This is a genomic window from Streptomyces sp. LE64 (genome assembly GCF_052606915.1).
Window position 1 is genome coordinate 176,749 of record NZ_CP199708.1, and the last position, 24,156, is coordinate 200,904.

General features: G+C 74.2%; 22 protein-coding genes. 5 read left to right on the plus strand and 17 right to left on the minus strand.

Annotated features, from left to right (window positions below; genetic code table 11):
• Nucleotides 1-2: 2 nt before the first annotated feature.
• Nucleotides 3-947 carry a polyphosphate kinase 2 family protein gene (locus ACSMX9_RS00660; protein ID WP_445399019.1) on the minus strand — a complete coding sequence of 315 codons (945 nt, stop codon included), beginning with the start codon at nucleotides 945-947 and terminating at the stop codon, nucleotides 3-5.
• A gap of 638 nt (nucleotides 948-1,585) precedes the next feature.
• Here ACSMX9_RS00660 and ACSMX9_RS00665 point away from each other — a divergent pair.
• Nucleotides 1,586-3,463, plus strand: a complete 1,878-nt coding sequence (locus ACSMX9_RS00665; protein WP_445399021.1) for an ABC transporter ATP-binding protein — start codon at nucleotides 1,586-1,588, stop codon at nucleotides 3,461-3,463.
• Nucleotides 3,463-5,319 carry an ABC transporter ATP-binding protein gene (locus tag ACSMX9_RS00670; RefSeq protein ID WP_445399023.1) on the plus strand — a complete coding sequence of 619 codons (1,857 nt, stop codon included), beginning with the start codon at nucleotides 3,463-3,465 and terminating at the stop codon, nucleotides 5,317-5,319. Before ACSMX9_RS00665 ends, ACSMX9_RS00670 begins: the two co-directional genes overlap by 1 nt.
• A 1-nt stretch (nucleotide 5,320) precedes the next feature.
• Here the strand turns inward: ACSMX9_RS00670 and ACSMX9_RS00675 are convergent, their stop codons facing one another.
• From ACSMX9_RS00675 to ACSMX9_RS00685, 3 genes are all read right to left on the minus strand, one after another.
• Nucleotides 5,321-5,695, minus strand: a complete 375-nt coding sequence (locus ACSMX9_RS00675) for a peptidase inhibitor family I36 protein (RefSeq protein WP_351249646.1) — start codon at nucleotides 5,693-5,695, stop codon at nucleotides 5,321-5,323.
• Between the two features lie 194 nt (nucleotides 5,696-5,889).
• Nucleotides 5,890-6,897, minus strand: coding sequence for a hypothetical protein (locus tag ACSMX9_RS00680; protein ID WP_445399025.1), 1,008 nt, complete (start codon nucleotides 6,895-6,897; stop codon nucleotides 5,890-5,892).
• Between the two features lie 198 nt (nucleotides 6,898-7,095).
• Nucleotides 7,096-7,530, minus strand: a complete 435-nt coding sequence (locus tag ACSMX9_RS00685) for an MmpS family transport accessory protein (protein WP_351249650.1) — start codon at nucleotides 7,528-7,530, stop codon at nucleotides 7,096-7,098.
• A 297-nt stretch (nucleotides 7,531-7,827) separates the two neighbouring features.
• On the opposite strand from ACSMX9_RS00685, the gene ACSMX9_RS00690 reads away from it, so the two are divergent.
• Nucleotides 7,828-8,862 (plus strand): methyltransferase, encoded by a 1,035-nt coding sequence (locus ACSMX9_RS00690; protein WP_445399027.1) that lies wholly within the window; start codon nucleotides 7,828-7,830, stop codon nucleotides 8,860-8,862.
• A gap of 59 nt (nucleotides 8,863-8,921) precedes the next feature.
• Here ACSMX9_RS00690 and ACSMX9_RS00695 read toward each other — a convergent pair whose 3' ends face one another.
• The gene (locus ACSMX9_RS00695; RefSeq protein WP_445399029.1) at nucleotides 8,922-9,404 is read right to left on the minus strand and encodes a hypothetical protein; all 483 of its coding nucleotides are present in this window, start codon (nucleotides 9,402-9,404) and stop codon (nucleotides 8,922-8,924) included.
• A 132-nt stretch (nucleotides 9,405-9,536) separates the two neighbouring features.
• Nucleotides 9,537-10,160, minus strand: a complete 624-nt coding sequence (locus tag ACSMX9_RS00700) for a copper resistance CopC family protein (RefSeq protein WP_445399031.1) — start codon at nucleotides 10,158-10,160, stop codon at nucleotides 9,537-9,539.
• A gap of 383 nt (nucleotides 10,161-10,543) precedes the next feature.
• Here ACSMX9_RS00700 and ACSMX9_RS00705 point away from each other — a divergent pair, with 383 nt between their 5' ends.
• A complete protein-coding gene (locus ACSMX9_RS00705) occupies nucleotides 10,544-11,158 on the plus strand; it encodes a LuxR C-terminal-related transcriptional regulator (protein WP_445399033.1) in 615 nt (204 codons plus the stop codon).
• A gap of 15 nt (nucleotides 11,159-11,173) precedes the next feature.
• Here the strand turns inward: ACSMX9_RS00705 and ACSMX9_RS00710 are convergent, their stop codons facing one another.
• From ACSMX9_RS00710 to ACSMX9_RS00760, 11 genes are all read right to left on the minus strand, one after another.
• The gene (locus ACSMX9_RS00710; RefSeq protein WP_445399034.1) at nucleotides 11,174-12,946 is read right to left on the minus strand and encodes an ATP-binding cassette domain-containing protein; all 1,773 of its coding nucleotides are present in this window, start codon (nucleotides 12,944-12,946) and stop codon (nucleotides 11,174-11,176) included.
• On the minus strand, nucleotides 12,943-14,685 hold the full coding sequence (locus tag ACSMX9_RS00715) for an ABC transporter transmembrane domain-containing protein (protein ID WP_445399036.1): 1,743 nt from the start codon (nucleotides 14,683-14,685) through the stop codon (nucleotides 12,943-12,945). Before ACSMX9_RS00715 ends, ACSMX9_RS00710 begins: the two co-directional genes overlap by 4 nt.
• Nucleotides 14,686-14,877: 192 nt before the next feature.
• Complete coding sequence (locus tag ACSMX9_RS00720) at nucleotides 14,878-15,006, minus strand: SapB/AmfS family lanthipeptide (protein WP_351249616.1); 129 nt, start codon at nucleotides 15,004-15,006, stop codon at nucleotides 14,878-14,880.
• Nucleotides 15,007-15,037: 31 nt separating this feature from the next.
• Entirely contained in the window at nucleotides 15,038-17,653 is a 2,616-nt protein-coding gene (gene lanKC / locus ACSMX9_RS00725) for a class III lanthionine synthetase LanKC (protein WP_445399038.1), read from the minus strand.
• Nucleotides 17,654-17,819: 166 nt separating this feature from the next.
• On the minus strand, nucleotides 17,820-18,365 hold the full coding sequence (locus ACSMX9_RS00730) for a hypothetical protein (RefSeq protein WP_445399040.1): 546 nt from the start codon (nucleotides 18,363-18,365) through the stop codon (nucleotides 17,820-17,822).
• 41 nt (nucleotides 18,366-18,406) lie between these two features.
• Nucleotides 18,407-18,649, minus strand: coding sequence for a hypothetical protein (locus tag ACSMX9_RS00735; protein WP_445399042.1), 243 nt, complete (start codon nucleotides 18,647-18,649; stop codon nucleotides 18,407-18,409).
• Between the two features lie 115 nt (nucleotides 18,650-18,764).
• Entirely contained in the window at nucleotides 18,765-19,397 is a 633-nt protein-coding gene (locus tag ACSMX9_RS00740) for an isochorismatase family protein (protein ID WP_445399044.1), read from the minus strand.
• A gap of 133 nt (nucleotides 19,398-19,530) precedes the next feature.
• The gene (locus tag ACSMX9_RS00745) at nucleotides 19,531-20,790 is read right to left on the minus strand and encodes an isochorismate synthase (RefSeq protein ID WP_445399046.1); all 1,260 of its coding nucleotides are present in this window, start codon (nucleotides 20,788-20,790) and stop codon (nucleotides 19,531-19,533) included.
• Between the two features lie 64 nt (nucleotides 20,791-20,854).
• Nucleotides 20,855-21,679: a 2,3-dihydro-2,3-dihydroxybenzoate dehydrogenase gene (locus tag ACSMX9_RS00750; RefSeq protein WP_445399048.1), complete on the minus strand. Its 825-nt coding sequence runs from the start codon at nucleotides 21,677-21,679 to the stop codon at nucleotides 20,855-20,857.
• Between the two features lie 179 nt (nucleotides 21,680-21,858).
• On the minus strand, nucleotides 21,859-23,268 hold the full coding sequence (locus tag ACSMX9_RS00755; RefSeq protein ID WP_445399050.1) for a condensation domain-containing protein: 1,410 nt from the start codon (nucleotides 23,266-23,268) through the stop codon (nucleotides 21,859-21,861).
• A gap of 76 nt (nucleotides 23,269-23,344) precedes the next feature.
• Nucleotides 23,345-23,713 (minus strand): SAM-dependent methyltransferase, encoded by a 369-nt coding sequence (locus ACSMX9_RS00760; protein WP_445399052.1) that lies wholly within the window; start codon nucleotides 23,711-23,713, stop codon nucleotides 23,345-23,347.
• Between ACSMX9_RS00760 and ACSMX9_RS00765 the strand changes: the two genes are divergently transcribed.
• Complete coding sequence (locus tag ACSMX9_RS00765) at nucleotides 23,693-24,136, plus strand: hypothetical protein (protein ID WP_445399054.1); 444 nt, start codon at nucleotides 23,693-23,695, stop codon at nucleotides 24,134-24,136. The genes ACSMX9_RS00760 and ACSMX9_RS00765 overlap by 21 nt on opposite strands.
• Nucleotides 24,137-24,156: the final 20 nt, after the last annotated feature.

Genomic DNA, 24,156 nt, shown 5'->3' on the forward strand with positions numbered 1-24,156 from the left:
GGTCACCCCTCCGTCCGGGAACGCGGTGGCGGGTCGTCCGGGGTCCCTTCGGGGGTCTGTTCCTCCAGTTCGCGCCGGGCGGTGAGGAGGTCCTCGCGGGCGCGCTCGCCGATGGTGGGGTACTGGGGGTCCAGTTCCATCAGGGTGTGCACCAGCACCGCGGAGGCGCAGATCCGCGCGAACCACTTGCGGTCGGCCGGGATGACGTACCAGGGCGCCCACGGGGTGCTGGTCTCCGACAGCATCCGGGAGAAGGCCCGCTGGTAGTCGTCCCAGAAGCGGCGTTCGCGGACGTCGGCGGCGGAGAACTTCCAGTTCTTCTCCGGGCGGTCGATGCGTTGGAGGAAGCGGGTGCGCTGCTCGTCCTTGGACAGGTTGAGGAAGAGTTTCACCACCGTGATGCCGTTCTCGGTGAGGTAGCGCTCCCAGTCGTTGATCTGTCGGAAGCGTCGCTTCCAGAGCTTCTTGCCCCGGGTTTCGGGGGGCAGCCGTTGGCGGTCCAGGACGTCGGGGTGCACCCGGACGACCAGCACCTCCTCGTAGTGCGAGCGGTTGAACACCGCGATGTCGCCCCGGGCCGGCAGGTGGTGGGCGTACCGCCACAGGTAGTCGTGGTCGAGTTCCTCGACGGAGGGCACCTTGAAGCTGCTGACCTGCACGCCCTGCGGGTTCATCCCGCTCATCACGTGCCGGATGGTGCCGTCCTTGCCACCGGCGTCGAGCGCCTGGAGGCAGAACAGCACGCCGTAGGTGTTCTGGGCGGCCAGTCGCGCCTGGTACTCGGCGAGGAGCTCCACCCCGGTGCGCAGCAGTTCCCTGCCCTGCCGCTTCTTGAGGTGCGCCTTGTAGCGGGGGTCGAAGTCCCGGGCCAGGTCCACCCGGGTGCCCGGTGGTACGCGCAGGGGTGCGATGAGTTCCGCGATGCGCTCGGCTCGCTTGTCCGCCATGGCCGACCAGCCCTTCCGCCCGTGCAGGGGGCACTGGTCACGATCCTTGCGGGTGGAGGAGCCGTCAACGGCGGTGAGCCGTTCGGGTGAGCGTCCGGGGGGCTGCGGGTCGGCCCCCCGGGGCTGGACCCGCAGCGCCCGTCGCCATCCCGGCGCGTTGTCCGCCGGAATGCGATCCGACCGGTTTTTGCATCTCGGCCCAAGAATTCACCGAGCACTCCCGGACGCGATTAATTCAATATTCACCCAATATCGATGGGGCCCTGTCCAGGCAGGCTTTCGTTTTTCGCTGAAAACAAGTACTTTCCCTTCCGCGGCACTCTCCACCATCATGCACGCCAGGGGAATTCACCTGCGCGCACCCCTGCAACCACCCAGGAGGACACCCCTTTCCCCGCCGAAAGAACGGTGACTCGGACCCTTTCCCCGCCACCCGTCGGACCTATCCGCTCGCCCGCTCCGGCGGGAATTCCCATCCGCGCCCTTCCTTTTTTCCGCCAACCACCGGCACCTCGGCGGTCGCACGGTCGAGCATTCCGCTGATTCGCGTACGCACCGCTCACCGAATTCGCCGCCCACCCTTTCATCCGCTACGACACGCACGAAAGCACCCACCGGACCGGAACCGAAGGAGACCCATGACCACCGAGACCGGCCGCGCCTGCGTGCCGGACCCCGCCGACCGGGCCGCGCACCCCCGCGCCGGACGCGGGCGCGCCGGTGCGCTCCGCTGGCTGCTCGCCCAGGCGAGGCCGTTCCGCCGCTTCCTGCTGGTGCACCTGGGGGGCAGCCTGGTGTGGCAGGGCATCACCGCGGCGATCCCGCTGACCATCGGACTCGCCTTCGACGCGGTGCTGGCGCCCGAGGGCGGCGGACTCGCCTCGCTGCACCGGGTCGTCTGGGTGCTGTGGGCCCTCGTCCTGGTCCGCGGCATCGCCGGCATCGCCTCCACCTACGCGCTGGAGTCCTTCGCCAGCGGGTTGGAACGCCGCGCCCGCGCCCAGGTCTTCGCCAACCTGCTCCGCAAGGGCCAGGGCTACTTCGACCGGCGGCGGATCGGGGACCTGTCCGCCCGCGCCACCGGTGACGCCGAATCGCTCAACCTGATGGTGTCCCCCGGGTTCGACATGGCCGTGGACCTCACGCTCAACCTCCTCCTGCCGATCGTCTTCATCGCCCTGGTCGACCCCCGACTCCTGCTCTCCCCCGTGGTGTTCGTGGTGCTGTTCGTCCTGGCCCTGGTCGAGCACGGTCGGCGGCTGGAACCCGTCTCCGAGTTGACCCGCGAGTCCTTCGGGGCGATGACCGCACAGGCCACCGAGAGCATCGCCGGCATCGAGGTGGTCGAGTCGACCGGAGGAGTCGACCGGGAGCGGGCCCGGTTCGTCGCCCGCGCGGCCGACCACCGCGCGGCGACCGTCCGCCGGGCCCGCGCCCAGGCGCTGTCCCTGCCGCCCCTGTTGCTCACCCTCGCCACCGCCGGCGCCCTGGTGCACTCCGTGGTCCTGCTGCGCGAGGGCTCCCTGACCACCGGCGAACTCGTCGCCGTCCTCGGGCTGATGGCCACCCTGCGGGCGCCCACCCAGCTGGCCTCGTTCAGTCTGGGACTGATCCACCTCGGGGCAGCGGGCGCCCGGCGCATCCTGGAGGTCGTCGACGACCCCGAGGACCAGGACGAGCGGGGCGGCCGGCACACCGCGCCGATCACCGGCGAGGTCGCGATGGAGCACGTCGGCTTCGGCTACGCCGCGGACCGTCCGGTGCTGCACGACGTGTCCTTCCGGGTGCCCGCCGGGTCGACGGTGGCGGTCGTCGGCGCCACCGGCAGCGGCAAGTCCACCCTGCTGCACCTCCTCAACCGCACCCACGCACCGGACCGGGGGCGGGTGCTGATCGACGGGGTGAGCACCACCACGTGGGACACCGACTCGCTCCGCTCCCAGATCTCCCTCGTCGAGCAGGACGTGGTCCTCTTCTCCCGCTCCATCGCCGAGAACCTCGGCGCCGACACCGACACCCCGGCCGGCCGGACCCGGATGGAAGCCGCCGCCCGCACCGCACTCGCCCACGACTTCGTCACGGGCACCGACCGCGGGTACGACACCGTCATCGGCGAACGCGGGGTCGCCCTCTCCGGCGGCCAGCGCCAACGCCTGGCCCTCGCACGGGCCCTGCTGTCCGATCCGCGGATCCTCGTCCTGGACGACGCCACCAGCGCCCTGGACGGCGCCACCGAACACGAGCTCCACCGCGCCCTCGGCCGCACCTCGGCAGGGCGCACCACCTTCCTCGTCACCTCGCGGCTGGCCCGCATCCGCAGCGCCGACCACGTCCTCGTCCTCGATGCGGGACGTCTCGTCGGCCAGGGCACCCATGACGCACTCCTGCGCGACTGCCCGCTCTACCGCCGGATCTTCGCCGCCCACCTCGACCCCGACCACCGGCATCCGCGCCCCCGCCGCGGTGCGGCACCCCCCGGCCCGCCGGCCCCGCGCACGGAGGAGGAGACCCCCTGATGGCACAGTTGCTCGACGGCATCGACGACCTCGCGGACCCCGTGGACGCCCCCGGCGACGGGACCGACCGCCGCTACGGCGACCGGGAACTCGTCCGACGCATCACCCCGTACTTCCGCGGCGAGGGGACCTCGGTGGTGTGGGTGACCCTGGCGGTGGTGGCCGCATCGGTCACCGGCAGCGCGGTGCCCGTCCTGTTGGCACGCACCGTGGACTCGGTGCTGGCAGCCGAGGGCGACCGCCGCTGGGCGCTGTGGGTGGCGGCCGTCCTGGTCTTCGGGACGGCGTCCTGGGCGTGCACGCTCCTCCAGGAGCGGCGGACCGCCGCGGTGGTCGGCGACGTGGTCCTGCGACTGCGCGAGCGCGTGTTCGACGCCGCGGTGCGCCAGGACCTGGCCTTCCACGACACCCGCCCCAGCGGCACGGTGGTCAGCCGCGTCACCCAGGACACCCAGGCCTTCGCCGCCCTGACCGCTCTGGTGCTCTCGCTGCTCGGTCAGGTGCTGATGGTCCTGCTCCTGCTGACCGCGCTGTTCCTGATCGACGTGGTGCTCGCCCTGGTCACCGTCCTGGTGGCCGCGGTGATCGTCCTGGTGAGCCTCGGCTTCCGGCGGGCCGCCCGGGAGGCCTCCCGGCATCAGCAGCGGGCCCTGGCCGACGTCAACGGCCATGTGCAGGAGACCCTGCGGGGCATCGCGGTGATCCGGAGCCACCGGCGCCAGCAGGCCGCCCAGGCGGAACTGCACGCGGCCGACGAACGCTGGTTCGCCGCGAGCGTCCGCCTCAACCGCATGTTCAGCGGCGTCTTCCCGCTGCTCATCACGCTCACCGGGCTGGGTACGGTGGCCGTGGTGCTGCTCGGCGGGCGGCTCGTCTCCGAGGGCCGCCTCTCCCCGGGCGAGTGGGTGCTGTTCCTGGAAGCGCTGGCGCTGTTCTGGTCACCGCTCAGCGGCATCGCGTCCTTCTGGAGCCAACTCCAGCAAGGACTGGCCGCGGGCGAACGGGTGTTCGCGCTGATCGACCGGGCACCCTCGCTACGACAGGACGCCCGGCAGTCGGTGCCCCGGCTGCGCGGCGACATCGTGCTGCGCGACGTCCACTTCGGCTACGGCCGCGACCGTCCGGTGCTCCGGGGCGTCGACCTGACGGTTCGGGCCGGGGAGACGGTGGCACTGGTCGGCCGGACCGGGGCCGGGAAGTCCAGCCTGGTCCGGTTGGTCGCCCGGTCGTACGAGTTCTCGCACGGGGAGCTCACGGTGGACGGCCAAGACGTGCGCACCCTCGACGTCGAGGAGTACCGGCGCCGGCTGGGCATCGTCCCCCAGAACCCGTTCCTGTTCTCCGGCACCGTCGCCGAGAACATCGCCCGCGGCAGGCCGGGGGCGGGGCCGGACGAGGTCGCCGCCGCCGCCCGGGCGGTGGCGGGGGGCGACTGGCTGGCGCGGCTCCCCCGGGGGCTCGACACCCCCACCGACGAGGGCGGCGGCAACCTCTCGACCGGTCAACGCCAACTGGTGGCGCTGGCACGGGTGTTCCTCCAGGACGCATCGGTGCTGATCCTCGACGAGGCCACGGCCAGCGTGGACCCCCTGACCGAGGCACAGCTCCAGGAGGGCTTGGACGCCCTCGCCGCCACCCGGACGGCCCTGGTGGTCGCGCACCGGTTGCCCACGGTCCGCCGGGCGGACCGCGTCCTGGTCGTCGAGGACGGTCGGATCGTCGAGGAGGGCGACCACACCGCCCTGTTGGCCCGCGACGGCGCCTACCGTCGGCTGTACGAGCACCACTTCCGGTACCAGTCGCCCCACGGGGAGCCCGCCGCCGGAGCGGAACCCGCCCGACCGCAGGAGGCGTGACTCAGCAGCGGACGGAGGAGGCGGTGTCGTTCTCGCTCGGCAGGACGTTGACCCGGTAGGCGCTGTACATCGAGTGGGCGGCGCCGCCCTGGTGGGCGTCCGACCACCAGGTGCAGATGGTGCCGGTGTCGTTGGACCAGGAGGACATCTGGTCGTTGACGCCGTAGTCGCCGAGGAAGCCGATGTAGTCCCCCGCCCGGACGGCGACGCCACCGCCGCCGAAGTGGTGGTCGCGGTACAGGCAGAGGCTGTCCGGGGGACAGTGGGAGCCGGAGAAGTGGCGGAGGGCCGCGGGCGCGGCGGACGCGGGGGCAGACGCGACGGCCGGGCCGGTGGTGAGCGCGGCAGCGGCGACGAGGAGCGCGACACGGCGCATGGGGGGGCCTCCTGGGGAGCGGGGGACCGGGTTCCCGGTTCGGGGACACCATGTCCCACCCCCCGTCCCACCGACCGCAGGCGCGCCCGAACCCCCGTGCGCGCGTCACCGGGCCGTGCGAACGCCCGCGGGCCCGCACCGAGGCGGAAGCCTCCGGTGCGGGCCCGCGGCGGAGCGGGAACGGCGGGCGCCGATCAGCTCATCTCGGTCGGCGCCTCTCCGGGCCCGAAGCCGCCGCCCATCAGGCCGTCCAGCTTCAGCTCGGTGGCGTTGGCGGGGGCCGTCGGGGCCTCCCCGTCGACCACGCGCAGCGCGATGCCCAGCTTCTTGCCCTTGAGCTTCTTGTCGAGCTGGGTGAGGTCGAAGGACAGCTCGGACAGGTCGCCGTTCTTCAGGGTGAACTCGGCGGAACCCTTCTTCGCGGGGACCTCCTTGAGCTCCTTGGCCGTGGGGAGCTTGGCGTCCGCGGGGAGCTTCAGGTCCTTGAAGAACGGGCGCACCTCGTCGACCAGCGCGGTGGCGAGGTCGCGGAGGGAGGCGGTGGCGGTGATGCGCTCGGTGTCCCCGTCCTCCTTCGTGGTCTCGAATTCGACCTGGTCGGTGAGGACGTTGCGCACCGCCGTGACGAGCTTCTTCTGCGTCGCGGCGCTGAAGTCCGGCATGCCGGCGCCGCCGGGAACGGGCGCCTCCTGGCCGATCTCCTCCAGTTCCTTGGTGGAGACCTTGACCCACTCGCCCTTGAAGAGCTTCTCCATCGGCTTGAGCTCGGGGGGCACCTCGCCGCCGCCGGTCAGCTCGTCCAGGGACGGCGCGGGGGTGCCGGCCAGGGCGGAGATCGCCTCGACGTCGACCCGACCGTAGGCGTGGTCGCCGACCGTCCGGAACTCGATCAGGTCGCCGTCCGCGGTGCTGATCTTCACGGCCTGGCCGGTGAAGTCCTTCTCCTTGGATTCGGCGAAGGGCTTCTTCGACGCCAGGGAGACCGTGATGCGACCGCTGGTCAGCGCGTCGACGGCCTCGTCGGGGATCTTCTCGCCGGGCGCGGCGTCCGCGTCCAGGGCCCGCAGCGAGGCGGCGTCGGTGTCCAGCCCGAGCTCGAAGGAGAGGCTCTTCTCCTTGCCCAACTCGTCGAAGGCCCGGTCGAGCTTCTGCGCCGCCGACAGGTTCTCCATCGTGCCGCAGGCGGCGGACCCGGTGAGCACGAGGGTGACGACGGCGGTGGCGGTGAGGGTTTTGCGTATGGCGGTGATGACGGTCTCCTAGTCAGCGTGATCATCTGCTAGACCGTTGACCCCCGCAAAGGGTTGTACGGGGGGACGTGGCATGCGCCACGCCGGGCCCTGGCCCGGCGCCGGACGCCGCCCGCGGGCGGCGTCCGACCCGGTGACGACGGGTGCGGGTCAGACGATGGGCGAGACCGCGGTGCAGCCGGTGGCGGTGGCCACGCCCTCGCCGGACTCCTCCGCGATGGTCTTGCCCTTGTAGACGATCTTGCAGCTGACGCTGGCCGCACCGGCGTCGACGGCCACCGGCACCACCGAGGGGGGCATGATCCCGCGCAGGGTGACGGTCTTCTTCCACGGCAGGGTGGGCTTGTCCTCGGTGGTCAGCTTCGGCTCGGTCGCGGTGCCGCCGCCGGAGGCGTAGGTGATGGAGTCGACGCTCTCGCCGGTGATCTCGTAGGTGACCTCGTACTCCTCGTTCACCTTCTTGTCGACCTCTTCGACCGCCTTGTCCTTGACCGCTTCCGTCGCCTCCGAACAGGCGGTGAGCCCGAACGTCAGGCCGGCGACGGTGACGGCGGCCAGGGCCGTGGAGCGGATGGAGCGACGCATGGTGGAACCCCCGGGGTCGTGATCGTGAGATCCGCAGACAATCGTAAAGGCACAGTAAAGTCAAACCCGTTGCCCCTCGTGAGCAGCGACGACGTCACCCCCTCGGGACGCCCCCCGCGCACGCGGGCACCCGCCGGGCGCAGCCGCGATCGGCGCCCACGGCCCGCCCCCGGGCGCGCGAGCTCCCCGAATGCACCAGGGACGGCCGTCCGGTGCGCCTGGCCCGACCGGCGACCGGGTAGGCAAGGGCGTGTGCACCGATGTGGCACACACCACACCCCTCACGAGGAGTCACCCGTGCCCCACGCCCCGGCCGATCCCGCGGACGCCCCTCCGATCGACCACCTCATGGAACTCGCCTCCGGGTTCATGGCCTCCAAGGTGTTGCTCGTCGCCGCCCGCATCGACCTCTTCACCGAACTGCGCGCAGGACCGCTGGACGGCGAGGCGTTGCGGGACCGGCTGGGCCTGCACCCGCGGTCTGCACGGGACTTCTTCGACGCCCTGGTCGCGCTCGGCGCCCTGGACCGCGGTCCGGAGGGCTACCGCAACACCCCGGCCGCCGACTACTACCTGGTCCGCGGCAGACCCGCCTTCGCGGGGGGATTCCTGGAGATGAACGACCGTCGGATGTACGGACTGTGGGCGGACCTCGAAACGGCGCTGCGCACCGGAGCGCCCCAGAACGGGAGCGCCGAGGACGACGACGGCATGTACGCCGACCTCTACGCGGACCCCGAACGGCTGACGGTCTTCCAGGAGGCCATGACCGGGCTGTCCATGGGCTCCGCGCACGCCCTCGCCGAAGCCTTCGACTGGTCGGGGTACCGCACGGTGGCCGACGTCGGATGCGCGGAGGGCGCGGTGCTCACCCATCTGCTGCACCGCCATCCGCATCTGCACGGCACCGGCTTCGACCTGCCCGCGGTGGGTCCCTGCTTCCAGCGCCGGCTCGACGGGTCGGGGCTGGCCGGACGGCTCGCCTTCCGGGCCGGTGACTTCTTCGCCGACCCCCTGCCCCCGGCGGACGTGCTGATCATGGGTCACATCATCAGCGGGTTCTCCCGTTCGCGGGCCCGCACCCTGCTGGACAAGGCGTACGAGGCGCTGCCGGAGGGGGGCAGCCTCATCGTCTACGAGTCCCTGCTCGACGACGAACGGCGGGAGAACGTCAGCGGACTGCTGATGAGCCTGACCATGCTGCTGGAGACCCCGGGCGGCTTCGAGTACACCGGCCCGGAGTGTCAGCAGTGGCTGACCGCCACCGGCTTCGCCCGCAGCAGCGTGCACCCCCTGTCCGGGCCCGAATCGATGATCGTCGCCGTCAAGTAGCCCCCGTCCCGGGCGGGTCGGCCCCGGCGGCGTTCGGGCACCGGGGCCGGGGCGCACGGTCAGATGCCGGCGGAGGCCATCTCGATGATGGACCGGTAGTACGCGGCCGTCGACACGACGCAGGCGCGGTAGGTGCGGTTGTCCTTGACGACCAGGAAGTAGTCCCGGAGGTTCTTCCAGTACTGCACCAGGTAGCCGAGCCCCGGAATGAACCCCGGCGGCCTCGGCACCAGGGCGAACGCCTCGGAACAGGCGAGGATGCGCTCGGTCGCCTGCGAGAGCACGCCCGCGACCTCGGCGTTCATGTTCCACCCCGCCGCCAGGTGGGGCGTCCAGATGGCGCCCGCTATCTCGCGCAGCCGCTGCTGTTCCTCCGGCGTCGGATCGCTCTGCTGGACGACCACGACCGCGCGGGGATCGGTGGCCCCCACAGTGCGGGAGTCGACGGCCTGCGCCGCGGAACCCAGCGCGCCGACGGCGAGGGTCGCGACGGAGGCGAGCATCGCCACCGCCGGAATCCACCCGGACCTGCGTGTCCTCATCGAGTCTCCTCCCGGGAGCGGAACGCCACGGCGGCGCTCCGCGCTCGGTGCGACGCTGGCAGGCGGGTGAGGAGAGGTCAACGGGGCCTCGTCGGCCGGCTGTTGTCGGACAGCCCGGGCCGCGGCTCGCGCTCAGCGCAGCGGCGGGCCGGACGTCCGGGGCCTGCGTCGCAGCACCGCCCGGGCGACCATCGCCGCCCCGGCCACCAGCCCCGCGCCCGCGACCGCCAGGGAGACGTGGTGGGCGGGGCCGGGCCCCCCGCTCCGCGCCTCGACCCGCACGGACGCCCGCACCGCCCGGGTCGCCGGGCCGCCGGGCGTGGTGGCCCCGGGACCGGGGCGGGCGGCGCGCACGGTGAAGGCGTAGGAACCCGAGACCGGACGGCCGTCGACGGTCAACACACGGTAGCCGACCCGGTAGCGCCCGGCCGGGGCCTCGCCCACCAGGGCCACCGTCACCCGCCGGCCGTGCACGTGCGGGGTGCTGGTGGCCAGGGTGCCGCCCTGCCGGGTGGAGACGGCGAGTTGGGCGTACTCCCGACTCAGGGGGGTGGTGAAGGTCAGGGTCACCCGGTCCGGAGGCGTGCCGAGGACCTCGCCCCCGCCGGGGGCACCGCTGTCGAGCACCGGTTGCGCGGCGGCGGGCGGGACGTTGACGGTCAGGGCGACGAGGGCGGTGGACGCGGCGAGGCACCGGAGCACGTAGGGCGGGCGACACCCCCGCACCCGCCCCGGAAGGGGTGTGTCGATGATCATCTCCTCGATCGTATCCGAGAGTTGGCGCGGTACCGGGCTGCACCCCGGCGCCGCACGGGCCGGCACCGCCCGGGCGCACCCTCCGAACCGCCCCCCCTCGACGCACGACGAGCGCACCGAGCACGCGCTCCCGATGACGAGTTCGCGCCAAATACGCCCGCCCGGGGCGCACCCCCCGGCAGGTGGGGCAGGCGATGGGCCGTAGGGGCGCACACATAGCAGAGCACGCCCTTTGTTCGCGCCCTTGTGCATCCAGTCGTCCGCCCGCTCACCACGAACGGGGAATGTCCGGTGTACGCCGCTGATGTGCTGGATGCGGTTGATCCAAGAGCGCGGCCACGCTGCCGCGGTGTTCGACGGGAATTGGCGTTGAGGAGCAGCTCATGACGAAGGTTCTGCTGGTGCACGCGGTCTCCCTGTGGCGTGCCTCCTTGGTTTCCCTGCTCGGCAAGGACGACGGACTGCACGTCCGGGCCGAGGAGCCGGCCGGAGTGGCCACGGCCCTGGAGGAATCGGCGCAGGACATCCTGGTGACGGATCTGGACTGTCCGGATTCCCGGGAGGTCCTCAGAGTGGTGGAAACCCTGCGCGCCCCCTCCGGTCGGGGCGGGGCGGTGATCGCCCTGGCCGTCCTCGCCCAGCGCAACCGCACCGGTGACCTGCGCCGGGCGTACGAGGCGGGTGCGACCGGCTACATCGACAAGTGCGGTCCGGTCGACCACCTCTGCGAGGTGGTGCACAAGGTGGCGGCCGGCGGCCGGCACATCGACGAGTCCCTGGCCTTCAGCCTCCTCCAGGCGACCGACGTACCGCTCTCGGCCAGGGAGTTACGCGTCCTCTCGCTGGCCGCGGACGGGGAGTCGGTGGCCTCCATCGCACGGTCGCTCTGTCTGGCCAGCGGCACGGTGCGCAACTACCTCGCCGCGGCGATCCGCAAGACCGGGGCGCGCAACCGGCTGGACGCGATACGGCTGTCCCGGGAGTTCGGCTGGTTGTGAGCCCGCCCGACGCCCTCACCCGTCGGCGGGGCCCGTGGCCGTCCAGTGTCCGGCCAGCTCCCGGTAGAGGGGGGAACGGGCGAACGCCTCCCCCGGGGTGCCGCAGAGGGTCGTTCCGCCGCCCACCACCAGGACCCGGTCGGCGCGCTCGGCGGAGTCCAGGCGGTGGGCGACCACGACCAGGGTGCCCGGGCGGCGGGCCAGGGCCTCCTCCGCCCGGGCCTCGGCCGCCGGGTCCAGTTGGCTGGTGGCCTCGTCCAGGACCAGCAGCGGAGCCGGTGTCAGATGGGCCCGCACCAATGCCAGCAACTGGGCTTCCCCCCGGGAGAGTCGGGCCGGGTCGAGGGTGGCGTCCAGTCCGCCCAGCCGGGCCAGGAGCCCTTCGGCGCCCAGGTCGGCCACCGCCCGGTCCAGTGCGCGGTCGGTGGCGTCGGGGCGCAGGTAGCGCAGGTTGTCCCGGACCGTGCCGCCGAACACCCACCCCCGCTGCGGCACCAGGGTGCGTACGGCCGTGGGTTCGGGGCCGCCCGCCTCCGCGACGGGGCGGCCGAGCCAGCGCACCTCGCCGGCGACGGGATCGAGGGTGCCGGTGAGGAGGGCGGCCAGCGTCGACTTGCCGCTGCCGCTGGGGCCGACCACGGCCAGCCGCTCCCCCGGGCGCAGGGTGAGGTCGAGCCGGTCGACGACCGGGCGGGCGGCCGGGCCGTAGGCGAAGGTGACGGAGCACAGTTGCGCGGTGGCCCGGGCGGTGGGCAGCGGGCGACCGTGGGCGGGGTGACGGCTCGGCGGTGCCGGTAGCCGACCGGGGGTGCTGAAGCGGTCGAGGACCACGACGAGGCGTCCGCCCGCGGTGCCGACGGCGGTGAGCAGCGCGTGCACGGTCGGCGCCAGCGACTGGGTGAGGTAGGTGAACGCTCCCAACAGGCCGCCGGTGGTGAGTCCGTGGCGCAGCAGCCAGGGGCCGGCGGCCAGGAGGAGGAGGGGCGGGAGGGCCCCGCACACGCCCAGCGCGGCGATGCGCACGGCGGTCCAGCGGGCGAGGGAGCGGGCCGCCCCCGCCTGTCGGCGGGTGAGGTGCGCGGCGGTGGCGAGGACGGAGTCGGCACCGCCGGCCGCCGCGATGTCGGTCACCGACGCGGCGGTCGTGCCGGTGTGCGCGGCGAACGCCTCGTCGGTGTCGAGGTAGCCGCGTTGGCGGGCCGCCATGGGTGTGAGGGTGGCGAGGAAGAGCCCCAGTCCGATCAGGATCGGCGGGAGCACCACGAGCAGGAGCCGGGGGGAGAGCACGGCGAGGCCGGCGAGGGCGCCGACCGCGGTGAACACGAACGACCGCAGGGACAGCACGAGTCCGGCCCAGCCGTCGCGGGCGATCTCGCTCTGGTGCGTCAGCCGGGAGACGGCCCTGGTGGCGGTCGTGCCGCTGGGTGCGCTGAGGGCCTCGGCGAGGCCGTGGGTCACGGCGCGTCGGACGAGTCCGTCGCGCAGCGGCTCGACCAGGTCGGCGAGGGAGCCGAAGACTCCGCGGGCGGCGAACACCGCGGGCAGGACGGCGAGCGCGCCGACGAGGAGCCAGCAGAGTCCCGTGGTGGGGGCGGCGGCGAGGAAGCCGTCGTCGAGCGCCCGGGCGACCGCGTAGCCGCCGAGGAAGGTCTGCCCGAACTCCAGCAGGGACCAGGCGGCCAGGCGTCCGGCGGCCGGGCGCCGGGCGCGGAGGAACGGCCGTGCCTGACGGCGCACCCGGGCGAACTCCCCGGTGGTGTCGCCGCCGGACGGGCCCCGGCCGCTCATCGGCGGTGCTCGGGTTCCCCCGGGCGGGCGGACCCGGTGGCGGGAACGGTGCGGAAGACGGCCCGGTAGTCGGGGTCGTGCCACAGGTCCGGGTGGCGGCCGTGGGCGCGCACCCGGCCGCCCTCCAGCCAGACCACGCTGTCCGCGGCGGCGGCCGAGGAGACCCGGTGGGCCACCACGATCCGGGTGCCGTGGTGCCGGCCGCGGGCGAGTGCCCGTTGGACGAGGCGCTCGGTGGCGGTGTCCAGGCTGGAGGTGGCGTCGTCCAGGATCAGCAGCCGACCGGGGTGGGCGAAGGCCCGGGCCAGTCCGAGGCGTTGGCGTTCGCCGCCGGAGAGGGGGGCGCGGTCGAGGGGGGTGTGGTAGCCCTGCGGGAGGAGGGTGATGAAGTCGTCGGCCGCGGCGGCCCGGGCGGCATCGCTGATCTCCCGGGGGCCCGGCGCGGGGCCGGCTCCGAAGGCGATGGCGTCGGAGACGGTCGGTCCGAGCAGGGCGGGCCTCGCGAAGGCGAAGGTGACCTCGGTGCGCAGGGCGGACGGGTCGATGCCGTCGAGGGGGACCCCGTCGAGGGTGACGGTGCCGTGGTCGGGGTCGCGCAGCCGGCCGGCGACGGCGGCCAGCAGGGACTTGCCGGCACCGGAGGGGCCGACGACGGCGACCGTGGTGCCGCCGGGCACGGTGAGGTCGACGTGGTCGAGGAGGGGGGCGCCGTCCTCGCTCCGGACGCACACGTTCCGCATCCGCAGTTCGCCCGGTCCGCCGGGCGGCGGGGTCAGACCGCGGTGGGTACGGGCGGGCAGTCGGCGCAGGGGGGCGAGACGGGCGGCGGCGGCCCGCCCCCGGGACACGGCGGCCAGCGCCCCGGTGAGCGCGCCGAGTCCGACCGCCAGCACGGCGTAGCGGGCGACGGCGAGCACCTCCCCGGCGGTGAGCGCGCCCCGGGACAGCCGCACCCCGGCCACGGCGAGCACCAGCAGGGTGAGCAGCGGCAGCAGCGCGGCGGACGCGGCGGCGGCGCGGCCCTGGACGCGCCAGGTGCGGTGGCCGTGCGCGGCGAGCCGGCCCAGGGGTTCGAGGGCGCGGGCGCGTTCGTGGTGGGCGGTCCCGGCGGCCCGCACGGTGTCGATGCCGTCGACGGCCTCGGTGAGCCGGGTGGCGATGACGGCCTGCTCCCGCTGGTAGTCGGTGGCGGCGCGGGCGGTGTCCCGGACGAGGGCGCGCAGGACGAGGGCGAACAGCGGCACCCCGACGAGCAGGGCCAGCCCGGTCCACGGGTCGACGAGGAACAGGCACAGGATTCCGCCGAGCGGGAGCAACACCGTGCCGGCCGCGGTGGCGAGGGCCACCGGGACCGCGGCGGCCTCGGCGGCGTTGGCGGTGAGCCGGGTGGTGAGGTCCCCGGCCGGGAAGGCACGGGCCCGGTGCGGGGCGGTGTGCAGCACCCGGTGCAGGGTGTCGGTGCGCAGCCGGGCCGTGTACCGGGCGGTGGCGGTGCCGCCCACCACGGCGACCGTCGCGTCGAGGACGGTCTCCGCCACGGCGAGGGCGGCCGCCCCGAGGAGGGCGGGCCAGGGCACCCGGCGGTCGGCGAGCAGGGTGTCGAGGGTGTGCCCGAGGACGGCGGGCAGGGCGAGCGCGGCCAGGGCGGCGCCCACCGAGCAGAGCAGGACCACGGCGAGCGGCGCCGTGGCGGGGGCGGGGAGCGGTCGGTCGGAGCGGGGAGCGGATCGGCCGGGCACCGGGCTCCTTTCGACGGCGGGGGCTCCCGATGGGGGCGCCTCCGTCCGGCAGCGGGGCGCGCTGCCGGACGGAGGCACCGGTCCGGTCCCGGGCCCGGGGGCCCGGACCCGTGGTTCACGGCCGGGAGTGATGCGGCGCCGGGCCGGGCGGGCCGGTGCGGCGGCTCATCGAGCGGTCTCCCGGACCGGGTGTCACGGGGTGCAGAGGACGACGCTCAGGGAGCTGTACTCGCAGACGAGCAGGCTCACCTGGCTGCCCGAGGCCGGGCCCTCGAACTCCTCTTCGGGGGTGTCCAGGGCCTGGAGGTCGAGAAGTGCCATGGTGGTGATCCTTTCTGGGGACGGATGGATCTCATTGGGGTACGACCCCTGGCCGGGGCCGGTCGGTGGGCCGCGTGAGCGGCGGGAGGAAGGGCAGTGCGGCAGGGAGGCCCCCGAAGGCGCTGCCGAGGGCGAGCAGGCAGCCGGCGGTGCCGGTCGCCAGGTCCATGGAGCGGCGCAGCATCTGTTCGCCGGGGAAGGCCAGGCCGCCCGCGTGGGGCACGGCGTGCAGGCCGAGGAGGCGGGCGTGCCGGGTCAGGGTGCGACGGCGTTCCTCCGGGTCGCCGTACGGGGTGCGGGCCAGGTGCAGCAGCAGTCCTGCGGCGCCGCGCAGGAGGCCGGGCTGGATGTAGAAGGACGACCGCAGTCCCGGCTCGATGCGGGCGCGGGCGGCGCGCAGTTCCCCGTCCTCGCGGTGGCCGAGGTAGTCGTCGAGGACCATGGCGAGTCCGGCGCTGCCGCCGCCGAGGTAGGGCAGGGTGCGCTTGCCGTCCAGGACGAGGAGGGCGTCGTCGGTGCCGGTGCGGCAGCGGGCGAGGTCCCGGCGCAGTGCGGTGGCGGCCAGGTCGAGGTGGGCGGGGTCCCCGGTGGCTTCGTAGCGGCGCACGAAGAGCAGGGCCAGCCCGGTGGCGCCGTGCAGCAGCCCGGTGCGTCGGGTGGGCGCGCCGTCGAGGACGGCCCGGGCGGCGTGGGCGGTGCAGCGTTCGGCCGTGGTGCGCAGGGCGGCGGCCTCCGCGCCTTCGGCGGCGCCGGCGAGTTCGTCGAGGGCGAGGGCGAGCCCGGCGTGGCCGCTGTGGAGGTCGCTGGGACGGCCGTCGAGCGGTTCGCGGACGATCAGGCGGGCCAGGGCCAGGGCCTGGGCGCGGTGGCCGAGCAGGTTCAGGGTCCAGGCGATGCCGGCGAGGCCGTCGTAGAAGCCGGTGGGGGTGCCGGAGGCGGGGTCCTTCGTCCGGTCCAGGAGCCAGGCGGTCGTCCGGGGGCAGGGCTCGGCACCGGTTTCGTGCAGGGCGTAGAGGATCCCGGCGGCCCCGTAGCCGAAGCTCTGGCCACCGGCCGGGGAGTGGAACTGGGCGATGTCACCGGGGTGGCTGCGGTCCTCGCGCTCGGGGGTGCAGGAGGCGGCGAGGGCGCGGACCATCGAGTCGCGGCTGCGCGGCCAGTCGGCCGGGTCGGGCACCGGTTCCCGGTCGGGTTCGCGGGTCGGCCGGCCGGTGGGGGCGGGTTCCCCGGTGGTCCGGAGGATCTCGGCGAGGGCGGGGGCGAGTTCGTCCTCGGTGACGGGGTACAGCCGGGTGATCTCCTGGACCAGGTGCCGGGCCTTGGCGCGGTCGATGCCGAGCAGCACCGTCAGCGGCAGCAGCAGGCACAGCCGCAGGCAGGCGAGGGCGTAGTGGTCGATGTCGGTGCCGCGCCGGTCGGGCGGGGCGACGAAGGAGGGGTTCGCCACGGTCTGGCGTTGCCGTTCGGCGGCGGGCGTGGCCGTTTCGAAGTCGATCAGGGCGACCCGCGAGCCGTCCTCGGAGACCATGACGTTGCTCAGGTGCAGGTCGTTGACGACCAGCCCGCGGCGGTGCACGGCGTGCACCGCATCGGTGACCCGGGCATGCATCTCGCGGGCCCAGGCGGCGTGTTCGGCCAGTGCGGCGGCGGTGGGCGCGGCGTGCGCCAGGGGGAAGCGGCGGGCCAGGACCGTGTTGAGGGTGGTGCCCGGGAGGTGTTCCAGGGCGAGGAAGCGGTGTCCGTCGACGTCGAAGGAGTCGAGCACCCGGGGCACGCAGTCCAGGCCGGCGAGTCGTTCGAGGGCGGCGCGCTCCCGGTCGAGGCGCTGCACCGCGTCGGCCCCGTCCGCGGCGAGTCCGGCGTGCGGGCGGCCCTCCTTGAGGACGACCCGACTGCCGGTGCGGGGGTCGCGGGCCCGGTACACGCCGCCGCCGTTGGAGAAGTGCAGCGCCCCCTCCACGGTGTAGGGCAGTGCGCCGGACGCGGTGCGTGCTTCGAGGTGCGGGGCCAGGAAGGACGGGGGCGTCACCCACGGGGGGAGCCGGAAGGCGGGTCCGCGGAGGTCCGGGACGAGGGCGCCGTCGGGATCGGCGACGGCGGGCACCGGGCGCCCCTCGGCGTCGAGGCAGAACCTGCGGGCGAAGGCCCCGTAGCGGACGTGGACGGGGCCGGCGCCCAGGCGCAGGTCGCTGAGGACGTAGGGGCCGTGTTCGCCGGCGAGGAGGTGGGCCAGTGCGGTGGCCACCGCGGGGAACTGTTCCTCGGAGTGCGGGTAGACGGTGATGAACTTGCCGCTGCCGGCGCGGTCCGCGTACTTGGCGTTGCGCAGGAACAGCAGTCCCGGGCCGGGCACGAACTTCAGGGGGAGCCGGCGTTCGACGCAGAGCGCGAGGACGCGTTCGAGGACGCGTTCGGCGTTGTCGGCAGCGGCGGAGACGTGGATCTTCCAGCCCTGCGCGGGCAGGTGCACCCCGGGCGGGTGGAAGGAGAGCCAGTCCCCGTGCCGTTCGCTCCGCCATCCCCCGGGGGCTCCCCCACGGGCGGCGGCGAACAGCTCCGACCCGGTGGCGGTCTTCTCGGCGCCGCGGTGGGGGGCGTCGTAGAAGTCGGGGTCCGCTTGGCAGTACGCGGCGTACTCCGGGTTCACACACGCTCCTCGCGGCTCCGGCGGCAGGGACGGAAGAAACGTTTCACGGCGGCATCGGGGCGGAACAGTCGCCGTTGTCACCACTGTGTGTCCCCCGAGGTCGTGCGGAGTGCACATGCGGACCGCGTACGGGTCCGGGACGCCCCGCCGGGTGCCGGGGGGACGGTCAGCGCCGGCCTCTGCGGTCGACCACCTCGACACCGGGCGCCACCAGCCGGACCACCCCCCGCAACCGGTCGGGGTCGATGCGCCACAGGTGCACCGGCCGTGACACCAGGGCGACATCGGCGGAGGCACCGGACACCAGGGAACCGATGACCGCCCGCCCCACGGGCCCCGTCGCGGGGGTGGAGTCCGACCCGAGCAGGAGGCCCACCCGACCCGTCCGCGGGCCCACCGCGTGGTCGAAGAGCACCACGGCCCGCACGTCCCGCCACGGCACCCGGCGGGTCGTCGTGCGGTACCGCAGGGGGTGTCCCCCGAGCAGCACCCCGGCGGCGTCGACCCGGAAGGCCGTTCGACGGGACCCGGCCATCACGGTCAGGAGCACGGCCGGGAGCGTGAAGCAGAGGAGGCCGGTCCACCGCACGAGCGCGGTGAGTCCGGGGAGGAGGAGGCCCAGACTGAAGAGCACGCAGCCGATCACCAGCACCGCCGTGCGGCGGTCCCAGCCGAAGGGCTCCTCGTACACCGGACTTCCGTCGATCACCATCCCCCGATCATGCCCTCCGGTGCGCGGAGGTGTCGGGCGGGTCAGGAAGCGTGCGGGCCGCGCTGCGCCCCGCTCGCGTGGCGGGACCGTTCCCGGGCCGGAGCCGGGCGGCGCGGGGCCTGCCGGGCGGCCGACCACTCCATGACCAGGCACTGGTACTGCTGCCGCTGCTCAGTGGTGAGTCTGCCGCCCGCCCGGGCCCAGAGGGCGCGGATGTCCTCGTTGACTTCGTCGGCGGTGCGTGCGGCCGGCACGGGCCGGGCGGGGTCGGAGGGCGTGGACATACCATGAATCATACGGTTATGGGGGTGAGGATCTCGTCAGCTTTTCCTGTGGGCGCACGGCGCCCGGCCCGAGGGCGTGCGGGGTGCCCGAACCGGTTCGGGCACCCCGCACGGTTCACTTCCCCTCGATGACGGCGGCGGTGGTGGTGACCACCGCGCACTTGCCGGCCGCCCAGCGCAGGGCCATCGCGTGGTCGTCGGCGGAGAAGTCGGCCACCGCGTCGCCGACCACGAACGCCTGTACGTCCTGCATCCACGCGTCGCAGGCGGTCATCATGACGCCGATGTGGGCGTAGATCCCGGTGATCACCAACTGGTCCCGGCCCTGCGCGCGCAGCCGCTCCAGGAGGTCGGTGCGGACGAAGCCGCTGTACTTCCACTTGGTGAGGACCGTGTCGCCGGGACCGGGGGCCACCTCCTCCGCGATGGCGGCGGCCCGGGGGTCGGCGGGCAGCCCCGGGCCCCAGAAGTCCTGTTGGAGTCCGCGCTCGGCAGCGCTCTGGCCACCGGGCTGGGCGGTGTACACGACGGGTACGCCCGCCCCGCCGGCCCACCGGCGCAGCCGGGAGGTGTGGGCGAGGAGCTCGGTGACGGGAGGGGCCGAGGTGTCGAACGCGGACAGGAAGTAGTTCTGGAGGTCGTGCACGAGCAGCACCGCACGGGCCGGGTCGACCGTCCAGTCGACCCGATTGGCGGGGAGGTCCCGGGCGGTGGGCATCGGGTAGGGGGCGACGCTGGGCAGGGCCATGGTTCGGGGGTTCCGTTCGGGTGGGCGGACGGGGTGCGGGGTACGGGGGACGGACTGCGGGTTCAGCGGATCCGGCCCGGCGTCGGGCCGTGGGTCTCGAACCCCCTGGGGAGCGAGCACGGGTGACGGGCCGTCACCACTCGGCCCCCACCGCGTTCAGGAAGGTGCGGAACTTCGCCCCGGTCTCGTCAGTTTCGGCCTGCGGCCTGGAGGCGGAGACCACGCCGGCTCCCGCGTACAGCCGCAGCCGACTGTCCTCCGCCTCGGCGCAACGGATGGTCACGACCCACTCGCCGTCGCCCTCCGCGTCCTGCCATCCCACCATGCCGGTGAAGTACCCGCGGTCGAACGGCTCGGTTTCACGGATCACTTGACGGGCCAGGTCGGTGGGGGTGCCGCAGACGGCGGGCGTCGGGTGCAGGGCGCAGGCGAGGTCGAGCGCCGAGGTCGCGGGGTCGGGCAGGGCGGCGGTGATGGTGCTGGACAGGTGCCACATGGTGGCGGTCCGCACCAGGGTGGGGCGCGACGGGACGGTGAGGTCCCGGCAGAAGGGCGCGAGGGCGGTGTGCACGGCGTCGACGACGACGGCGTGTTCGTGCAGGTCCTTGACGGACTCCAGGAGGGCCGCCGCCCGGCGGACGTCCTCCGCGAGGTCGGCGCCGCGCGGGGTGGAGCCGGCCAGCGGATTGGCGACGATCCGTGCGCCCCGGCGGGCGACCAGCAGTTCGGGGCTGGCGCCGAGCAGGGTGCGGCCCTCGCCCACGGGCAGCGCGAAGGTGTAGCCACCGGGATCGCGGCGGGCCAGCCGGTCCACCATGCCGGGCAGGTCCAGCGGGCCGGGTGCGGTGAGTTCGAGGGTGCGGGCGAGGACGACCTTGCTGAACTCGCCCTGCCACATGCGGTCCACCGCGTCGGCGACCCCGGCCGCGTACTCCTCGGGGGCCGGGACCTGCCGTATCCCCCAGTCCACCGGGGCGGGCCGTTCGGCGGGCAACGCGATCATCGGGTCCGAGGGGAGGGAGGGGCCGGTGCGCAGTTCGGCGGAGACCGCGAGGGCCGCCGGCGCCTGGGGGTCGAAGGGGACGGCACCGATCAACAGGGGCGTTCGTCGGCCGCGTTCGCGGGCCGCGGCCAGTGCGCCGGCGACCCTCGTGGACAGGGGTCTCTCGTCGTGCGGAACTTCCTCCCGGGTCCCCCGGCCCAGGAGGGTGCGGGTCGGGGTGGCGAGGAACCGGTCACCGGGACGGTAGGCGCGCAGCAGCGCGGTCGCCGCGCCGAGCCCGGGGTACCCGGGCTCGGGCGAGGCGGCGTCGCGTCCTGCGGGCTCGTCGGTCGAGGGGCTGGCCGGTGCGGCCGTGGGGACGTGCGTGGCGACTTCGGATGCCGTCGACACGGGGACTCCGTTTCTCGGTGTTCCGTGGGTGCACGGAGGCGGTGGGTGGGGGAGGCGGCGCGGCTCACCGAAGGGTGGCGCCGCCGTCGACGTACAGCTCCTGCATGGTGATGTGGCGTGCGCGGTCGGAAGCGAGGAAGACCACCGCGTCGGCGACGTCCTGGGGTTCGGCGATCCGACCGAGCGGTATGCCCGTGCGGTAGGCGTCCAGGTCTCCGGCGACGACCCGCGCGGAGCCCTCGTCGTCGGCCCACAGTGCGCGTTGCATGGCGGTGTCCGTGGAACCGGGGGCGACCACGTTGCAGCGCACGCCGTTGCGGGCGACTTCCAGACCGAGGCACTTGGTGAACATGGTGGCGGCGGCCTTGGAGGCGGCGTAGGCGGCCATGCCGGTGCGGGGGACGCCGGCGGCGTTGGAGCCGACGGTGACGATGCAGCCCTCGCCGCGGGCGACCATGGGGCGGACCGCCGCCCGGGAGGCGTGGAAGACCCCGGTGGTGTTGACGGAGAAGGTGCGGGCCCAGTCCTCGTCGGCGAGGTCGACCACGAAGCCGGGGTGCAGCACTCCGGCGACGTTGACCAGGAGGCCGAGCGGACCGTGTGCGTTCTCGATGCGTTCGACCTCCCGGTCCACGGCGGAACGGTTCGTCACGTCGAGGGTCCGGGGGTGGATCGCGCCCCCCTGCGCCGGGTCGTCGCCGTGGTGGCGGGCGGCCCAGGCGACGGCGAGTTCCTCGACGCCCCGGGCGACGCGGTCGGTGGCGATGACCTCGGCTCCACGCGCGGCCAGCGAGACCGCGACGACCGCCCCGATCCCCTGTCCTGCGCCGGTGACGAGGGCGATGCGCCCCAGGAAGTCCTCGTGGCCGTCGGGCCGGTGTTCAGGCATGAACGAATTCCCCCCTCGCTTAGGTCAGCCTAACCTAACTTCATCGAGGTGCAACCCACAATCGGAACCGCGGAAAGCGCTCAACCCGCCACGTACGAGGGCACCTTGTCCACCCGCACGCCTCCCGTCCCGCGTCGACGCCCGGGAGGACGCCGGCGCAGCGAGGGCCCCGGGCACCCTCAAGCCGCGGGCTGCGGGCTCCGGTTCGGCGCGGGCGAGGGGGGCGCGAGCGCGCTGGACGCGGAACCCGCTCGCGAGGGGACCGCACCGCGAGCCGGGTCGAGGCTGCCCACCGGGCGCTGCGCATCGGTCAGGAGCAACTCGACGTAGCCGTCCAGGAGATGGGCCAGCCCCGCGCGGTGCCGAGCGGTGGCCGCCGCGTCGTAACGGTCGGCCCGGGTGTCGACGGAGAGCCGCAACCCTCCGGCGGGGGCGGAGGACACCCCGATCGTCATGTCCTGGACCGGGCCGGCGGCGAGGGTGCGGACCGTGCCGGCGAACGGGCCGAAGTCGAGGTCCGCGCCGAAGGGTTTGACGTCGACCACGGGCCCGGCGAGGGGGCCGGCGGCGCGGGTCGGCCCGAGGTCGCGGCGCAGGTGCGCCCGGGGGTAGCGCTGGTGACGGCGGACGGACCGGACCTCCAGTGCGACCCGGTGCAGGAGTTCGGCGCCGGCGTCCTGCGGACGGACCGTCAGCCGCAACGGGAGGACGTTCTCCGCCGAGATCGGGGTGTGGAGGGCCGCGGGCCGGCGCCGGTTGGTGAGCGGGAGGCCGAGGACGAGGTCCCGGGCGCCGGTGGCGCGGTGGACGTGCAGGGCGGTGGCGGCGACCACGAGTTCGACCCAGGTGGCCCTGCCGGCCGCCGCCGCGACCGCGAGCCGGTCGAAGGTGACGGGCGGGAGGTCGAGGTGGTCGTGCAGGGTCGTCGCGGAGTTCCCGGTCGGCGCACCCCCGCCGAGGTTGACCGGCAGGGGCGAGCCGACCGTCCGCGCGGCCCAGAACTCCTGGTCGGCGACGTACTGCCGGCCGGCCAGGTAGCGGGCCTCCTCCTCGACGACCTCGCGCAGCGGCGCGAAACGGGTGCGCGGCGGCTCCGCCCCGGCGGCCAGCGCGGCGTGCACCTCGGCGGTGCGCCGGCCGAGGAGGTGCAGGCCGTAGGCGTCGACCGCGATGCGGTCGACCCGCTGGTACCACCAGTAGCGGTCGTCGGCGAGCCGGACCAGGGCCCGGGTCGCCGGCGGGGCACCGCCGGGGGCGCCCGCCCCCTCCAGGTCGGCACGGGTCCAGGTACCGGCGGCGGCGAGCGGATCGGGGTGGTCGCGGAGGTCGAGCAGGTGCAGCGGGACGGTGGACGCGGCGGCGACCCGTTGGCGGGGCGTCCCGTCCCGGTCGGCGACGCGGATGCGCAGGGCGTCGGCCTCCGCGGCCACGCGGTCGAGGGCGGCACGGAGCACCCGTTCCTCCGGTCGGCCGTGGATCTCGACCACCTGGGCCGCCCGGGACACCGCGGAACCGGGGGCGAGTCGGGCCGCGCGGTGCACCTCCGCCTGGGCGGCCAGCAGCGCGAACTCGTCCGGGTCCTGATGCATGTGTCGACTCCCCAAGGGCGCGGCTACGCGAGCACGGGCCGCCGGGACGGACCGCATGAACTTAGGCAAGCCTAAGTTAACCCCTCGGGGCTCGTGCGACGGGGCCGTGGTCGGGTCCCGTCAGGGCTTGCGGGCCAGGGCCGCGTAGGTGGAGGCTTCGGCGTCGGTGACGCGGGTCCGGCCGCCAGGCACGGGTGGCCACCACCCCGGGTTCGACCAGGTCCCAGCCGGCGAAGAAGGCCGCGATCTCGCCCTGGGTGCGGAGGCGGATCGGACTGCCTGCTTCGGCGTAGATGCGGGCCACCCGGGCCAGACCTTCAGGGTCGAAGTCCGGGGTTCCGTGGCTGATGGCCAGGGTGCTGCCGACCGGAAGGGCCGCCTTGAGGCGGTCGACGAGCGCATGGGCGTCGTCGTCGATGAGGAAGTGGAGGGCGGTCTGCTCCACGAGGGCCGGGCCGAGTTCCGTACGGCCCGGCACTGGCGTCGCCAGAACCTCGCTCTGGGCCGCGGCGACCGGGAGGGCCGCGGGCCGCGCAGACGCATCGTCAGGGCCCTCTTCCGCAGGGGTGCGCCCCGCATCCTGTCCGACGACGTCCGGCACGACCTCATCGCACGCTGTCACCAGGGGGACAAGCCCGCGCTTCCGGCGGCCGTCGAGGCGGTCGTGCACGGGCTCGGCGTCGACGGCGACGACGGCGACTTCGGCGAGGTGCCGCGCCCGGACGCCAGCCTGATCTCCCTGAACCACCGGCCGGCCCCGCGCCGTTGGTCCGCCCGCGGCACCGTCCGGCGGGCCTGGGCCACCTTCGTCATCCGCCGCCGGACCCGTGCCTCGCCCACCAGGAGACCGACCGCGGTCCGGGTCTGAGTCCGGCCGCCCGGGCCAGG

Bases quoted from the DNA above. Each gene is read 5' to 3' on its own strand.
- ACSMX9_RS00660 (WP_445399019.1), bottom strand. From the start codon at position 947: ATGGCGGACAAGCGAGCCGAGCGCATCGCGGAACTCATCGCACCCCTG.
- ACSMX9_RS00665 (WP_445399021.1), top strand. From the start codon at position 1,586: ATGACCACCGAGACCGGCCGCGCCTGCGTGCCGGACCCCGCCGACCGG.
- ACSMX9_RS00670 (WP_445399023.1), top strand. From the start codon at position 3,463: ATGGCACAGTTGCTCGACGGCATCGACGACCTCGCGGACCCCGTGGAC.
- ACSMX9_RS00675 (WP_351249646.1), bottom strand. From the start codon at position 5,695: ATGCGCCGTGTCGCGCTCCTCGTCGCCGCTGCCGCGCTCACCACCGGC.
- ACSMX9_RS00685 (WP_351249650.1), bottom strand. From the start codon at position 7,530: ATGCGTCGCTCCATCCGCTCCACGGCCCTGGCCGCCGTCACCGTCGCC.
- ACSMX9_RS00695 (WP_445399029.1), bottom strand. From the start codon at position 9,404: ATGAGGACACGCAGGTCCGGGTGGATTCCGGCGGTGGCGATGCTCGCC.
- ACSMX9_RS00700 (WP_445399031.1), bottom strand. From the start codon at position 10,160: ATGATCATCGACACACCCCTTCCGGGGCGGGTGCGGGGGTGTCGCCCG.
- ACSMX9_RS00705 (WP_445399033.1), top strand. From the start codon at position 10,544: ATGACGAAGGTTCTGCTGGTGCACGCGGTCTCCCTGTGGCGTGCCTCC.
- ACSMX9_RS00710 (WP_445399034.1), bottom strand. From the start codon at position 12,946: ATGAGCGGCCGGGGCCCGTCCGGCGGCGACACCACCGGGGAGTTCGCC.
- ACSMX9_RS00720 (WP_351249616.1), bottom strand. From the start codon at position 15,006: ATGGCACTTCTCGACCTCCAGGCCCTGGACACCCCCGAAGAGGAGTTC.
- ACSMX9_RS00730 (WP_445399040.1), bottom strand. From the start codon at position 18,365: ATGGTGATCGACGGAAGTCCGGTGTACGAGGAGCCCTTCGGCTGGGAC.
- ACSMX9_RS00735 (WP_445399042.1), bottom strand. From the start codon at position 18,649: ATGTCCACGCCCTCCGACCCCGCCCGGCCCGTGCCGGCCGCACGCACC.
- ACSMX9_RS00740 (WP_445399044.1), bottom strand. From the start codon at position 19,397: ATGGCCCTGCCCAGCGTCGCCCCCTACCCGATGCCCACCGCCCGGGAC.
- ACSMX9_RS00750 (WP_445399048.1), bottom strand. From the start codon at position 21,679: ATGCCTGAACACCGGCCCGACGGCCACGAGGACTTCCTGGGGCGCATC.
- ACSMX9_RS00755 (WP_445399050.1), bottom strand. From the start codon at position 23,268: ATGCATCAGGACCCGGACGAGTTCGCGCTGCTGGCCGCCCAGGCGGAG.